General features: G+C 40.7%; 14 protein-coding genes. 4 read left to right on the forward strand and 10 right to left on the reverse strand.

The genetic code is table 11. The features are described from left to right. Nucleotides 1-180 precede the first annotated feature (180 nt). Nucleotides 181-1383: an aromatic amino acid transport family protein gene (locus EJ103_RS11675; RefSeq protein WP_126007778.1), complete on the forward strand. Its 1203-nt coding sequence runs from the start codon at nt 181-183 to the stop codon at nt 1381-1383. Nucleotides 1384-1427: 44 nt separating this feature from the next. Here EJ103_RS11675 and ggt read toward each other — a convergent pair whose 3' ends face one another. After that, nucleotides 1428-3101 (reverse strand): gamma-glutamyltransferase, encoded by a 1674-nt coding sequence (gene ggt, locus EJ103_RS11680; protein ID WP_126007780.1) that lies wholly within the window; start codon nt 3099-3101, stop codon nt 1428-1430. A gap of 95 nt (nt 3102-3196) precedes the next feature. Beyond that, on the reverse strand, nt 3197-3733 hold the full coding sequence (locus EJ103_RS11685; protein WP_126007782.1) for a GNAT family N-acetyltransferase: 537 nt from the start codon (nt 3731-3733) through the stop codon (nt 3197-3199). A 57-nt stretch (nt 3734-3790) separates the two neighbouring features. Here EJ103_RS11685 and EJ103_RS11690 point away from each other — a divergent pair, with 57 nt between their 5' ends. Beyond that, nucleotides 3791-4159, forward strand: coding sequence for a hypothetical protein (locus tag EJ103_RS11690; protein ID WP_126007783.1), 369 nt, complete (start codon nt 3791-3793; stop codon nt 4157-4159). A gap of 237 nt (nt 4160-4396) precedes the next feature. On the opposite strand, the gene EJ103_RS11695 is transcribed toward EJ103_RS11690, so the two are convergent. Continuing rightward, entirely contained in the window at nt 4397-4735 is a 339-nt protein-coding gene (locus tag EJ103_RS11695; RefSeq protein WP_004588371.1) for a P-II family nitrogen regulator, read from the reverse strand. A gap of 179 nt (nt 4736-4914) precedes the next feature. Between EJ103_RS11695 and EJ103_RS11700 the strand changes: the two genes are divergently transcribed. Both EJ103_RS11700 and EJ103_RS11705 read left to right on the forward strand, forming a co-directional pair. Further along, complete coding sequence (locus EJ103_RS11700; protein ID WP_126007785.1) at nt 4915-5466, forward strand: GspH/FimT family pseudopilin; 552 nt, start codon at nt 4915-4917, stop codon at nt 5464-5466. A 79-nt stretch (nt 5467-5545) separates the two neighbouring features. Next, nucleotides 5546-6076 (forward strand): GspH/FimT family pseudopilin, encoded by a 531-nt coding sequence (locus EJ103_RS11705; protein ID WP_096041389.1) that lies wholly within the window; start codon nt 5546-5548, stop codon nt 6074-6076. Between the two features lie 14 nt (nt 6077-6090). On the opposite strand, the gene EJ103_RS11710 is transcribed toward EJ103_RS11705, so the two are convergent. From EJ103_RS11710 to EJ103_RS11740, 7 genes are all read right to left on the reverse strand, one after another. Continuing rightward, nucleotides 6091-6513, reverse strand: a complete 423-nt coding sequence (locus tag EJ103_RS11710) for a type IV pilin protein (protein WP_024032268.1) — start codon at nt 6511-6513, stop codon at nt 6091-6093. Nucleotides 6514-6522: 9 nt separating this feature from the next. Further along, nucleotides 6523-9750 carry a PilC/PilY family type IV pilus protein gene (locus EJ103_RS11715; protein WP_126007787.1) on the reverse strand — a complete coding sequence of 1076 codons (3228 nt, stop codon included), beginning with the start codon at nt 9748-9750 and terminating at the stop codon, nt 6523-6525. Nucleotide 9751: 1 nt separating this feature from the next. Next, nucleotides 9752-10255 carry a pilus assembly protein PilX gene (locus tag EJ103_RS11720; protein WP_126007789.1) on the reverse strand — a complete coding sequence of 168 codons (504 nt, stop codon included), beginning with the start codon at nt 10253-10255 and terminating at the stop codon, nt 9752-9754. Beyond that, a complete protein-coding gene (locus EJ103_RS11725; protein WP_126007791.1) occupies nt 10243-11238 on the reverse strand; it encodes a PilW family protein in 996 nt (331 codons plus the stop codon). The genes EJ103_RS11720 and EJ103_RS11725 overlap by 13 nt, the downstream gene beginning before the upstream one ends. 1 nt (nt 11239) lies before the next feature. Continuing rightward, on the reverse strand, nt 11240-11800 hold the full coding sequence (gene pilV / locus EJ103_RS11730; protein WP_064386015.1) for a type IV pilus modification protein PilV: 561 nt from the start codon (nt 11798-11800) through the stop codon (nt 11240-11242). A 263-nt stretch (nt 11801-12063) separates the two neighbouring features. Next, nucleotides 12064-12768, reverse strand: a complete 705-nt coding sequence (locus tag EJ103_RS11735; protein WP_126007793.1) for a LytTR family DNA-binding domain-containing protein — start codon at nt 12766-12768, stop codon at nt 12064-12066. Continuing rightward, entirely contained in the window at nt 12765-13799 is a 1035-nt protein-coding gene (locus EJ103_RS11740) for a histidine kinase (protein WP_126007795.1), read from the reverse strand. The genes EJ103_RS11735 and EJ103_RS11740 overlap by 4 nt, the downstream gene beginning before the upstream one ends. Nucleotides 13800-13826 lie beyond the last annotated feature (27 nt).

Raw genomic sequence — 13826 nt, forward strand, 5'->3', positions numbered from 1 at the left:
AGAAACCCTATTAAAGTAAATTATACGCGCGAAAGTAATACGCAGTACATATATAAACGCCTAAATACAGCTGTAAATTCATAGTTACATTATTATTTACCGGCATTTATTACAAAACTATTTATGTTTTAAGTAACTAGTTATATCTTGAGTGCCTCTCACACATTTTAGGATAGTTAAGTGCTTAAAAATAAAACAATAGGCAGCATGTTAATTGTTGCAGGCACCACCATAGGCGCAGGTATGCTGGCATTGCCAATAGCCTCTGCAGGACTTGGGTTTAATACCGCGCTTGCACTGATAATAGCCAGCTGGTTATTGATGACCTACACCGCTTTATTAATGCTAGAGCTCCACCAATACGCCCCTAGAGATGCAACGTTAAACACCTTAGCAAAGCGCTGGTTAGGAAAACGCGGCCAGTACATTGCTAACTTTTCGATGATATTTTTGTTTTACGCCCTGTGCGCAGCCTATATAGCCGGGGGTGGCGCGCAGTTGCAGTCGCGTATTAATAGTGATTTGAGCATAAACATAGCGCCCCAAATTGCCTCTATTGTTTTAGCCATTGTAATAGGTAGCGTGGTTACTTTAGGCACCAGTAAAGTAGATAAACTTAACCGCGTGTTATTTACGATTAAAATTTTAGTACTAGGCAGCTTGTTTTATATGCTTACACCCTATGTACAAGGTAAGCACTTACTTGAAATGCCCGTTGAGCAAGGGCTGATTTTATCTGCCTTACCCGTTATTTTTACCTCGTTTGGTTTTCATGGCTCTATTCCGTCAATTGTTAAGTATGTGGGGCTAGAAACAAAAGTATTGCGTAAGGTAATGATTGCAGGGGCTGCTTTACCTTTGGTGATTTATATTTTTTGGCAACTGCTTAGCCAAGGGGTTATGCAGCAAAGTGATTTACTCAATAGTAATGGCTTAACAGGCTTTGTAGAGAGTGTGGCAAGTATTGCGCATAATCCGCAGGTAACAAGCGCTGTTACACTGTTTGCCGACTTAGCATTGGCCACCTCTTTTTTAGGTGTTAGCTTAGGGTTATTTGATTTTTTTGCTGATGCATTTAATAAAGGCGACACCAAATCAGAAAGAATAAAAACCGCACTAATTACTTTTATTCCCCCTTTAGGGTTTGCGTTATTTTACCCTCAGGGATTTATAATGGCGCTAGGCTATGCAGCCATCGCCCTTGTGGTATTAGCAATATTTTTACCGGTTTCTATGGTGTATAAGCAGCGTAAATCGGGCCCTCAAACGGGATACCAAGTGCGAAGTGGTAATATGGGTTTAGCGGTGGCAGGGCTGTGCGGCGTTGTAATTATTGTCGCCCAATTTATGCAAATGCTGGGTTTAGTACCCGCTATTGGTTAATAAAAAGTCTAACCCCTTTAGCTTAAAGGGGTTAGTTAAAACTGTTAAAATACCCGAGACTCACCACGGCCTGTAGCCTGAGAAGCTGCTTGTAACTCACCGTCTTTATTTACAATAACCTGCAAATCACCAAAGCGGCGCTCATCCAGTGTGTAGCCCATTTTTATAAGTTCAACTTGTGTGTTTTCACTGAGCCCTGCGTGTGTTCTGATCACATTTTTAGGCCATAACTGATGATGAAACCGCGTGCTATTAACAATATCGTTGGCGCCCATGTTAAATTCAACCGCATTTAAAATAGATTGATACACCGAGCTAATAATTGTTGTACCCCCAGGCGAGCCTGTGACCATTTTAACGCGGTTGTTTTTGAGCAGAATGGTTGGCGACATTGAGCTAAGCATACGCTTTTGTGGCTGAATTTCATTGGCTTTACCGCCGAGCGCACCAAAGGCGTTCATTACCCCAGGTTTAGCGCTAAAGTCGTCCATTTCGTCATTTAATATAAAGCCTGCACCTTCAACCACAACGCCACTACCAAAGCTTAAATTAATCGTTGTGGTATTGGCCACCGCATTACCCATTTTATCAATAATAGAAAAATGCGTGGTTTGTTCACTTTCTTTGAGGCCTGGTTTAATGTTTTCGGTTGTTGAAATAGCTGTTAAAGAAATATCTTTACTGCGCGCTTTTAGGTAATCAATATGAGTAAGTTCAGTCACTGGTACATCAAAAAAGTCCGGATCGCCCAAATACTCTGCTCTATCGGCAAACACACGTTTACCTATTTCAGCAAGTAAATGTACGTATTGAGTAGAGTTATGTACCAGCCCCATTTCACTTTTTTTAAGCTCAAACATTTTTAGCCACTGCAAAATAGCTATTCCGCCAGAGCTAGGCGGTGGGGAGGTTAATACTTCATAACCGTTCCAGTTAGCTTTAATCGGCGTGCGCGACACAGCCGTGTAATTAGCCAAATCAGTTTCGTTAATAATGCCGCCGTGCTGGTGCATAAAATTGGCAATAATACGGGCCGTTTCGCCTTTATAAAACCCGTCTTGGCCGTTATCTCTTATGCGTTTTAAAGTAGCGGCTAGCTCAGGCTGTTTAAAAATCTGATTTGCTTTTATATCTGCAAAATAGTGTTTAAAATTTACATTTATATTTTGTTTGTCTAAATGAGCAATGTATTGTGCGACCCCTTGAGCCAATTTGGGCGGCACTTTAAAGCCTTGCTCTGCTAAGGTAACCGCTGGCTGTACTAATGTTTTCCATTTTAAGGTGCCGTGTTTTTGATGCGCCAGCCACATACCGGCTACGCTCCCTGGTACACCACTTGCGTGAATACCATAAATTGACTTGTTTTTAATTACATCGCCCTTGGCATCTAAATACATATCTCTGTGCGCTGCTTGGGGAGCCGTTTCGCGATAGTCTATAAAATCGCCTTTTCCCTCTTTTTGTATAAGCATAAAGCCTCCCCCGCCAATATTTCCGGCTTCGGGAAGCGTTACCGCTAATACAAATTGCGCAGCAATAGCCGCATCAACAGCATTTCCACCTTGTTCTAAAATAGCTTGTGCTGTATCTGCACTAAACGAGTCCGGCATTGCGACAGCGCTTTTAGTAACTTGCTCCGCCTGCACGCTAAATATACAAAATTGTGCAATCAACACACTCTTAACAATGAGCCGGCTTGGTCGAAAAAATAACCCCATAAAACATCCTTACTTTATTATTTGAATCTCGCTTGGCTCATTTATGCATACCATAGAATGTTAGGTCAATGTTTATACAAGTAATTTTTTGTATGCTATAACGCCTTTGCGTATAAAACGGCATCCAAATCGCCTTGTTCATCAGTGTGTATATAGTTTTTAACCCAGGTAAATCCCAGCTTTTGCATGACGCTAATTGAGGCTTTATTATCAGCCAGTGCCATTGCTGATAGTGTTTTTATATCTGGCTGCATTTTTAAGGCGTTACATAATGCACTAGCCGCTTCCGTTGCATAACCCTGTCCCCAACTAGATTGCTTAAAGCGCCACCCTATTTCAATATTTGTAAAATCGGGAGTTTGAGTAAAAAAGTGCATAGGCCTAATCAGCACCCACCCTATAAAAGAGTCCTCTTTTTTAAGCGTGATTTTCCACAGCCCCCAGCCTTTGTTTGCATTTTTATAGGCAAGCATTCTGGGGATCCCTATTTCTTTAATTTGTTTTAATGTCGAAGGCGTTCCTCGGTTTATGTATTTCATTACCGCGGGGTCTTGATCTAGTTCATGCAGCAGCGGCCAATCGTGTTCATTCATTAATTTGAAATTTAAGCGTGTTGTTACAGGTGTGTTCATCTTCGCTGTTCTATTATTAAGTGGAATTAATTATTTGTCTCTAAGGAGAGATAGCACATGAACAAATTAGCAGGTTTAGCTTTATTAGGCACTTTAATTACACTAACGGGCTGTGAAGATGCTCAGGAAGTACAAGAAGATGCAAAAGATAAAAGCGCGCAAATGCAAGAGCAGCTTGGTGATACATGGAACGATGTAAAAGATAAAGCCACAGAGCTTAAAAATGATGAGTCATTAAATGAGCTGCTTGAACAAAGTAAAGCAATGGGCTTAGACATGTACGACGATGGCAAAGAAATTGCCGTTGATGCATGGATAAAAAGCAAAGAAGCAGCCGGTGAATTAACCAAAAAAACAAAGCAAAAAGCGCAAGAAATCGCTGAAGAAATTGAAGAAGCACGTGAAGAACATTCTGAAAAACAGTAATATTATTGATACTAATTCATTTAATTAAGTAATTTTCTTTGGGGTAAAATCATCGTTCAGTAAGTAAAAAATTGCTATTTAGGTGTTCTTAACAAGCGTTTTTAACGCACTTAGCGTGGGGCTTAGCCCCTTAAAATACTTAATTATTATTGCTGATTAGTATTAAATAGTATTTACAAAAAAAGGCTGCAAATAACATTATTTGCAGCCTTTTTATTTATGCGCTTATTACTATAATTAAATTGCTTCTTCGTCTTCTTCTGCGGTGCGTATACGTACTACACGCTCAACGTCTGTGACAAATATTTTACCATCACCAATTTTGCCTGTTTGCGCTGTTTTTACTATTACTTCTATAGCGCGTTCTACATCTTCATCGGTTAGCACAATATCAAGTTTTACCTTAGGTAAAAAATCCACCATGTACTCAGCGCCACGGTAAAGTTCTGTGTGACCTTTTTGACGACCAAAACCTTTTACTTCACTTACAGTCATACCCGTAATACCTACATCTGATAGGGCTTCGCGTACGTCGTCTAACTTAAACGGTTTGATGATTGCTTCTATTTTTTTCATGCTCACTACTTATTAAAGCTTTAGTTGCCTCGATTTTAGACAATCATGGAGTTCATAGCAAACAAAGCAATTGAATTCGATGATAAAACAACCAAGCGTGGTATAATTATTTATAAGTCTGAATTATAAATCTTTCTCAACTAGCTATAATAATAACAAATGTAGTAGGTATAAATAATATGAAAAAATTCCAAACCGGTTTAACTTTATTAGAGCTCATGGTGGCAGTAGCCATAGTCGGTATTATCGCCTCTATAGCTCTTTGGGACAGTAGCGATATGCTTGAGGAGAACCGCGCTGAGAATTTCTTGCTTGAACTAAAGCGCAATATTAGCTTTGCTCGCTCACAAGCTGCCAGTACAGATGAAATTGTTGTTTTGTGCCCTACTGGCCAAGGTAAAATTAAAAACAGCGAAGACACTTTCAACTGCAACAAAAAGTGGGACGAGAATAAAATTATTGTTGTATTTATCGATGTAGATAACGATGGGCACTATAACGGCGCTTCCGATACGCTGCTTAGAGTCATGGAAGAAATATCAGATAACGACAAGTTAACCTTTACAGGAAATGAGCGTCGCCTTCGTTTTAATACCAGTGGACGAATTACCACAAACCCAGGTGACTTTGTTTTTTGCCCCAATGGTGGCACTGAAAATAATAAAGCGCTTACTTTATCGCAATCAGGTACTGCTTTTTATGCCGGTGACAGCGCACTTAAATGCGGTTAAAAAACATACAATTTAGGTTGTCATATTTTTATCATTTACTACACTGAGTTAATACATTTTTTGACTCAAGGCTTCAGGGATGAGGTTATCTACCCAAACTCAGGCTGGCTATACGCTTTTAGAATTAATGGCATCTATTGCTATTGTGAGTATTGTTAGCCAAATTTCTCTATCGGTTTTTCCTGACTTTTTAGCGAAAAACCGAGCTGACAATCATGTTAGTTTGCTGCACAGAAACATTAATTATGGCCGCCTTTACGCCATTGAAAATGGCACTTATGTTACTTTGTGTGCTTTAAAAGATAATCAATGCACTAAAGATGAGTGGGATGGGCAAATGTCGCTGTTTATTGATAACGACAAGTCTACGTCATTAGACACCGACGACTTATTAATAAGCACATTTGAAAAAATCCATGATGCAGATTCTATGCAATACCCCCGAAGTGCAATTACCTTTCGGCCCGATGGCTCTTTAAATGGTTTTCAAAATGGAACATTTATATATTGCCCAAATAAAGATAAAGCCAACCTTGAGGGGCTGGCTTTATCGGTCAGTCAAACAGGCCGTATACGAATTAAATCAACCGACAAATGTCAGAGCGACTAGTTAACCCGATTAAGTTAACGTCCCCAGCAATACTCAACATCTGAATTACCTTTACTGCCTTTTGCGCCTTTATAGCCTGTGTCAGTAATTGTAATTTGCGTGCAGTCACCATCGCCTTTTACAGCACCCGCAATAGGTTTTGCAGTAATTGTAAACGTATTATCGTCATCATCCACATCAATCGACAGCTCAAAATGGCCGTTTTCTGTGGTCTCTTGTATACCTAAGTCTGAGAATGTCTCTGTGTACTCACGATTATCTACGAAGTACTGCTCTTGTTTGTTTGCAGCGTCTAAAAGCGCCGCTGCGGCCTCGGCCCGAGAAGAGCGTTTTACATATTCAGTATAATTAGGCAGTGCTATTGAGGCTAAAATACCTACAATAGCTACGGCTATCATTAACTCTATCAACGTGAATCCGCGTGCTTGTTTATTCATTAATATTCCTTAATCATCAATTTCATCATTTTCTTCACGTTTATAAATATAGGTTTGTTGGGTTTTAAAGCCAAACCCTACACTATCATCGTCATTCACTAATTGTACGGTACCATCTACAACCGTTAAGCCTGGGCCCATTATTTCTACTGGCTTCATTGGGTTTTGTGCATCTTCGCCTTTTATTCCCGGCCCAATTAGGTAAAACTGGCTTTCTTCGGTCACTTCAATGGTTGGGTTATCATCACAAAAGCCGTCGCCATTTCCATCGGCACAAGAGGGGCCTTCACCAAAGTACAATTGTGGTGTATCAGGTACATCATAGCTAGTGGTAAACTTTAAGTCGTCATATACCTTGGTGCCATAATGTAAATGGAACGCATACAACGAGCCGCCACCGCCACTTAACGAACATTGGTTCTCTGTAGAGGTTTCTGATGATGGAGTAAAGCTTGTATAGTAAGCGACACCGCCCACCACTGTGGCTGCTGCTAAAGATTTTTCGCCTGTGCCTAATTCATAGCGCCAGCCTTTAAATTTAGCTAAATCGACTTCTAAATCAACAAACTCATCTACATCATCAAGTGCATTACCAAACGGGTCGCTGTTCATTAGCATTAAATCTGCTGGTTTAATCGCTGAAGGGGCGCTAGTGAATGACTGAGTTACTGTATTTTCATCTCTTATCATAAACAGCTGATCGTCTTCATTTGTACCTGTTGGTTTTGAGCGATTTCCGCTGCCTATTACAATAGCGTCATACGGCGTATCTAAACGTGTAATCACTGTTTCACCATTAATCGTTGTTTCACTTACTTTGCTATAAAGTGTACGTGCCACCAACGGCTGGTAAAAAAAGCGACGGTCTTGGCTTGCTAAACTGCTACCAAGCTCTGCAAGTTTAAAGTGCGTAAAATTACTGGTGCTTGTGCCTGGCATGTCTATACGCCAAATATCGCCCCCGGTATCGGCAGCATAAATTCTGTCAATGTAACCATCGTAATCTGAATCAAGCGTAGAAACATTTGCTGCAATCGAGTGCTTACCTTTAAATCCATTTTCGTTTGGCGTTAAAGCCCACACTTTTTTACCTGTTTCAGCTTCTACTATATAAATACCGCGGCCAACAGAGTCTTCACTTCTAACCACGGCATCTTTATTTGTATCGTACCCTGCACCAAAAACGAGTAATGGCTTATCACCAAATGCTTTTATGTACGCTATTTGGGGTTTTGACCACGTTTGAGCTAGCTCTTTAAAATCGCCAGTACCGCCTTCTATAGGGTTATCCCATAGTTTTTTAGGCTGATCGGGGTTAGTAATATCAAAGGCGTAATAGTTTTTTCCACCACGGCGCATACCTGCAAATGCCCACACGTCGTCACCATCGCTTGCATCAACAATACCATCGTTAATGCCTTCGTCATTTAAGCTTTTATCACTAAAGTAAACACTGATTGGGCCGTCCATCCCGTAGAGTTTACCGGTGTCTTCATTGCGTAAAGGCTGAATAATATCGTAAAGATCAGAGGGAATGAACGCCCAACTTTCGGTCACTTGGTTATTGGTATCATCGTCTTTAAACATATGTAAAAAGCCGGCATTAGTACCAATCAATATACGTATGTCGTCATTGCCATAGTCGATTGCTACGGGCTTAGAATGTAAAGGGTCGCCAAAAATATCGCTGCGTTGATCGGTGTTTGAGCCATCGTTGTCTTCATCGTCAACATCTATCCCCATTGCCCATTTTATATCTGAACTAGCTAGGCTAATCGGGTTATTGGTGACTAAATCTAAAATATCGCTCACAATATTAGTAGTAAACTCAACTATATCGCCTTGCTTATCTGTATAGAGGTTGCGTCTTTCTTCAGCTGGAGTCCCCGTAAGTGTAGCTAAATGATAGTTTACACCCCCTTGTGCAACTAAGTTACCATCGGCAGACTGGCCATCTGGCAACCAAAATGTTTTAGCATCGGTATCGATTAAACCATCAGAATCAAGCGCTGTATTATCTGCAGAGTCAACTATTTCGCTGCCTGATACTTTTAATTTTTTTAAATTCCCACCCCATCGGGTGTTTGTTTCTGGGTAAAACATGGCAAAGTAAATGGCATCACGGCTACGTGTTTGGTCTACGTTGTTACTTGCTACCGAAGGCGAAGAGAAGCTATCGTTTACTTCACGAATACGAGAAATAGCACTATTTAGCGAGTTAGAAAGCTCATCTGGGGTGCTTGCTGGTAAGTTTTCACCGCCACCCAATAAGGCAGCACGTCTTAAAAGTTCTTGCCCGCTTGCACTCATACCTGAACCAAAACCTATAGTGTATAAGCGGCCTGTTTCGTGGATATCGGCAGTGGCAGGGTATAAATCAACGGTAACATCACTTGTACCATGAATAATTTTAGCCATTTGGTGTAAGTAGTTACTGTAATAACTATCGGTATTCCAGTTTAATGGTTCTCCAAAGTACTTTTCGTGTTCATCACTAATATCACTATCGCTGCCGTTATCATTAGAAGGGTCGCCATCAGTCATATAAATAATGTTGATTGAATTATCGCAACGAGCCGCTTCAGCTTCACTGTCTGCAAAGGGCGATATATAAGTATACTCGTAATTGTCTCTCACTATATTTTCACATTCATACACCCAGCCAGTTCTTCTCCCTTTGTAAACCCAATCACACTCAACATCTGTCCATTGGCTACCTGTACGTAACTCTACATTTGTATCACGCTCTACAGTTGAAGCGTCTTCACCATATTCAAGCTTCTGCCCAGTAATATATAAATATGCTTCCCAAAGAGTCTCTGTTAGGGGGGTGCCACCATTGGCTGGGAGAGCTGCGATGGAGCTGCGCACTATAGATGAGTCACTACCAACACCATTTACAACATAGCCGCCCTCAGAATCACTTTTAAATCGCATCAAACCAAAATCAATAGAGTCTTCGTTATCTGATACCACTTTTGTCATGGCATATTGTGCTGCCGCAAGGCGACTATCTGCACATAAGTAGTAACCAGTTTGGTTGCTAAAGCCACAACTATTACCATTAGAGGATGAAAACGCCATACTGCCTGATGTATCAAATATGAGTAAAACCCTTGGTTTCTCATCTAAATCTAAATCATGATTTACATAAAGCTCTATATCTTCAGCAACTGCTGAAGCGCTCAGTGCTAAACCAAGTAAAGAGACCAATGGCTTATTAAGATTAAATTTCATTCTAAATCCCCTTACTTATACTGGCCATTTCTTGAGCTACACCGGTTACAATTGTAAGTTCGTGCTTTGCTTTAGAGCCATATTGAATAGTGGTAGAAACTTGCAGCATGTTACACGATATACCGGCAGTAAAATTAAATCGGCGTGGGCATTCTAAATCAAGCGCCCCCTGATTTAGGTTTACCATTTTGCTTTGCATATCGTCGTGCGTGGCTATTACCATCCCTTCATCATCTGCGCCTGCATGAATTGATACTTCATCTGGCGTTAAAAAAAACTGATTAGCAGCTCCTTTGCTTGCCTCATCAGAAATCATTCGCTGTACTTCTCCAATGAGCTCATTTTCAGCGACTTCTCGCTCTTGAGCTGCATTGGTAATTTTGATATCTACACTACTGCTGCTCATTAATGTAACGGCAATTCCCGTTACAGCAATAACCATAATAAGGGCTGTAATAAGCACAACACCTTGTTGTTTATTTGCATGTTTACTTAGATACGCCATAAATTTGCTCCCACGTTATTTAAACGAATTGTAGTGGTAAATACTGTTCTTCTGTAAGTATCGGTAAAAGTGAGCTCTCGGGAGTCTTCATCTTCACCTAAAATATATGTCTGATTTTTTATTTTAAGACCCGGGTCTGGTTGCAATGCTCTAACTAACAAAAAAACCTGCACTGTTAGAATGCTTTTGCGGTTTTCCCAATCAGAGTGCTGCATATCCTCAATGCTTCGGTACGAATCAACACGACTATCACTGTCTGTATCTAAACCAAATACAAAGCGCATGTTTTCAACGCCCTCCATAATGGTTTCGGCCTTCATGTTGGCGCCATTTAAGCGTTTACGCATTAATGCTGGTACTGTAAGGCTTTTATTATTTACCGTATAAGTTTGCTCTGCGAGGTAATAAACATGATGGCTATAAGGCCACACCGTGGCATTAACGTTTAAACTACCCGCAGCTACAACGCCTCGGGTAAATTCTGCGCTTTCTTGCTCAGCTATAAAGTAGTTTTCATCCGCTTGTGTTTCATTAGTAGCGCCATCTACCGTGAGCTGCTCACCTTGTAAAAACTTGATTTGTAAAATGTCAGTCCCTGCAATTGGCTTACTTATACAGTTAAGCTCACTTGTTGAACTGGCTTCTTTTGCATAAATAGTTCTGAAATTGCTAGAGGATGCTAAATCTGGAAAGCTGCCGTTATTAAGCCCTTCGAAGCAATCACCACCAGGGTTAGCTAACGTTTGTGTGTTTGCTGCAGTAAACGAATCATCATAATAAGTTCCCCAAAAGCCTATCTGCTCTATATCACGCTGCATAATATTAATGGCTAAGCGGCCTGACTCTTGTAACTCGCCTATTGTCATTGTGTCTTTTGTGGTTACTTTCATACCAATATAGGTAAACATCACCCCACCTAAAATAAGCCCACCAATAAATAATGAAATCATCATTTCTATTAGTGTAAAACCTTTTTCTCTCATGTTAGCTCCTTAGGTATATATAGCTATTTAATGCAACCAAACGGCGTTTTTTATCGTCAGTACCGCATTTTAGTGCTTTGGTTTCATCATTGGCATTAAACTCTTGGCGGCCTTGCCAAGACACTATTACTTCAATATTAAACCCACGCCCACCCGTACCTGCTGCAGCCGTAGGGTTTATACATACAGTGGCATCATCGAGAGAGCCGGTGTTTTCGCGTGCACGAATGGCGCGTTTCCATTGCTGTAAATCAAGGGCTGCAACTTGCGCTGCAGTGCATGACCCACTAAAACAAGCCGTAGAGGTAGACGTTGATGTTTTACTGGTGAAAGTTTGCGTATATAAAGTAACTAGCTGTGCGGTATCATTTGCTCTAATGCGCTGAATAATATCATTTCCTAACGCTACCGCGGCTGCCCGCTGCATAGAGTCAAAGCTTGCCTGCTTAGCTTTTGCTTGCAGTGCAACAGCGCCTAATAAGCCAAAGCTTAAAATAATAAACGCAATCAGCACTTCAATTAAGGTAAAGCCTTTTTGAGGTTTTTTGTGGGGTGAATGCATAGTAAAAACCAAATAAATTTTATCTGATTATAAGTTTATGCATTGAAAATGTAGATGCAATATATACTAGGACAAGCGGTTAAATTTGTTGATAAACGGTTAACAGCATCAAGCCAATTGAGCTTTGAGGATTAAAGTTACTCTATCTAGAAGCGATTTAACTCCAGCGCAATGCTGCTAATTTAGTGGGCGCAATAACGGCCTCTGCCTTGCTTAAAAAGCCAAGCAACCTACTAAAAATTCAACCTAAAATATAACAGGCTCTAACTTAGCGCATTTTTTACTGTTTTTAGCTCTCGCCTACTTACGCTTAATTGCTCCTTACATCCGGCTAGTTCTACGCTATGTACACCAGGGCTTTGGGTATGCAAGGCAACAAGCTTTTGTTTGTTTATGAGCGTGTTTCTGTGAATACGTAATAATTGCGTTGGGAAGCGTTGCTCAAGTTGTTTTAAGCTTTGTTCAATTAGGGCCTCGCCCTCTTTAAATACCATATTGGTGTATTTTTCTTGGGCATTAAAGTAATACACTTGATCAAGTTCAATACTTTTTATTGTGCCACCAAGCTGATAACTAATTTTTGTAGATTGCTGCTTTTGCATATGCGCTTTATTTAAACGCCCTACTTGCGCTAACACTTTATTTAATGCCTGTTCAGTAACGGGTTTTACTAAGTACCCTGCGGCACTGAGCTGTAGCGCATCAAGTGCATGCTCGGGGTAAGCCGTTACAAATACTATTGCTGGTGGCACGCTCAGCGTATTGAGTTGCTGCGCTACCTCTAGGCCATTAATACCCGGCATATCTATGTCTAAAAAAACCAAATCGGGATGAACCTGCTTGATAATGGCAAGCCCCTGCGCGCCGTTATCACCTTCGCCTTTAACTAAAATATGCTCGTTGTGCTGCAGTAGCCGCTTTATTCTAGCGCGAGCTAGCGGTTCATCATCAATAATTACAACATTCATTGGGGGTTCTCAAACTGCTTAGGGATCACCACTTTTACTCTAAATACATCCTCTTTTTGTGTGATCGTTAGTTGTGCTTTTTCTTTGTAATATATAAACAATCGCTGGCGAATATTTTCAAGTGCCATGCCGTTATTTGGTCTTTTTAACGCCTCATTATGAGTGGTCGGGTTAGAAACAATCAATGTTAAATACCCTGTTGTTACGTGTAGCTCTACACTAATAACGGCCCCTGTTTCACTGGGTTCTACCCCATGGCACACCGCATTTTCTATTAACGGCTGAAGGGTTAAGCACGGAATACTAATATCTGGTAAATCAGCAGGCACTTGCCAATTAAGCTTTAAACGACTGCCAAAGCGCCAAGTTTCCAGCGCAACATATTGTTTTGATAAGGTCAGCTCATCTTCGAGAGAAACGCGCTGTCCCGAGCGCATAGCCGCTTGCGACAGCGCCGCAAGCGCAAGTATTGCTTGCTCTGCAGCATCGGCATCATGATGTGTTAGCTCGGCGGCGGTATTAAGGCTATTGTACAAAAAATGAGGGCGAATTCTGGCTTGCAAAGCATCAAGCTCCGCGCGCGAGAGCGCTTTTGTTTGCTGCTCTTTTTCAAAGTAAATCAGTAAAAACTGTACAAATAAAGCCGTGATCAAAAAAACAATTAAGCAGTTTCGTAATACAAAATAAATACTCGTTTCATTATTTGTAATATCTAAAAAGTAGCGGGCACACAGCACACTAAATAGAGCGGTACTGACTAAAAAGGAAATAAAAAAAGCAAAAAGTTGGGTGGTTTGCGGCTTTTTTTGTAAAACACCCCGAAAAGAGTATAAAGCAGAAATACTGACCAAAACGGTCATATGAGAAAATAAACTAATTACGCCAAGGCTCTGCCAGCTATCCCCTTCAACAAAAGGAGCAAACGCTAAGATGGTAGCAACAACTTGGGTAACAATAAGCGTGGCAAGTACCCCTCGCTCATTAAAAAGAGCCGAAAAAAGCAATGTTTCACCTTGCGGCAACTTGCTCATAACGGCTCTCCTTGTAATCTAAATAAT

This window comes from Pseudoalteromonas sp. Xi13, from assembly GCF_003952205.1.
Classification (GTDB): domain Bacteria; phylum Pseudomonadota; class Gammaproteobacteria; order Enterobacterales; family Alteromonadaceae; genus Pseudoalteromonas; species Pseudoalteromonas atlantica.

What these genes read in the sequence shown, in the direction of transcription:
- EJ103_RS11685 (WP_126007782.1), bottom strand. Translation starts at nt 3,733, where the DNA reads ATGAACACACCTGTAACAACACGCTTAAATTTCAAATTAATGAATGAA.
- ggt (WP_126007780.1), bottom strand. Translation starts at nt 3,101, where the DNA reads ATGGGGTTATTTTTTCGACCAAGCCGGCTCATTGTTAAGAGTGTGTTG.
- EJ103_RS11725 (WP_126007791.1), bottom strand. Translation starts at nt 11,238, where the DNA reads ATGAGAGAAAAAGGTTTTACACTAATAGAAATGATGATTTCATTATTT.
- EJ103_RS11740 (WP_126007795.1), bottom strand. Translation starts at nt 13,799, where the DNA reads ATGAGCAAGTTGCCGCAAGGTGAAACATTGCTTTTTTCGGCTCTTTTT.
- EJ103_RS11715 (WP_126007787.1), bottom strand. Translation starts at nt 9,750, where the DNA reads ATGAAATTTAATCTTAATAAGCCATTGGTCTCTTTACTTGGTTTAGCA.
- EJ103_RS11720 (WP_126007789.1), bottom strand. Translation starts at nt 10,255, where the DNA reads ATGGCGTATCTAAGTAAACATGCAAATAAACAACAAGGTGTTGTGCTT.
- EJ103_RS11705 (WP_096041389.1), top strand. Translation starts at nt 5,546, where the DNA reads ATGAGGTTATCTACCCAAACTCAGGCTGGCTATACGCTTTTAGAATTA.
- EJ103_RS11700 (WP_126007785.1), top strand. Translation starts at nt 4,915, where the DNA reads ATGAAAAAATTCCAAACCGGTTTAACTTTATTAGAGCTCATGGTGGCA.
- EJ103_RS11690 (WP_126007783.1), top strand. Translation starts at nt 3,791, where the DNA reads ATGAACAAATTAGCAGGTTTAGCTTTATTAGGCACTTTAATTACACTA.
- EJ103_RS11710 (WP_024032268.1), bottom strand. Translation starts at nt 6,513, where the DNA reads ATGAATAAACAAGCACGCGGATTCACGTTGATAGAGTTAATGATAGCC.
- EJ103_RS11735 (WP_126007793.1), bottom strand. Translation starts at nt 12,768, where the DNA reads ATGAATGTTGTAATTATTGATGATGAACCGCTAGCTCGCGCTAGAATA.
- EJ103_RS11695 (WP_004588371.1), bottom strand. Translation starts at nt 4,735, where the DNA reads ATGAAAAAAATAGAAGCAATCATCAAACCGTTTAAGTTAGACGACGTA.
- pilV (WP_064386015.1), bottom strand. Translation starts at nt 11,800, where the DNA reads ATGCATTCACCCCACAAAAAACCTCAAAAAGGCTTTACCTTAATTGAA.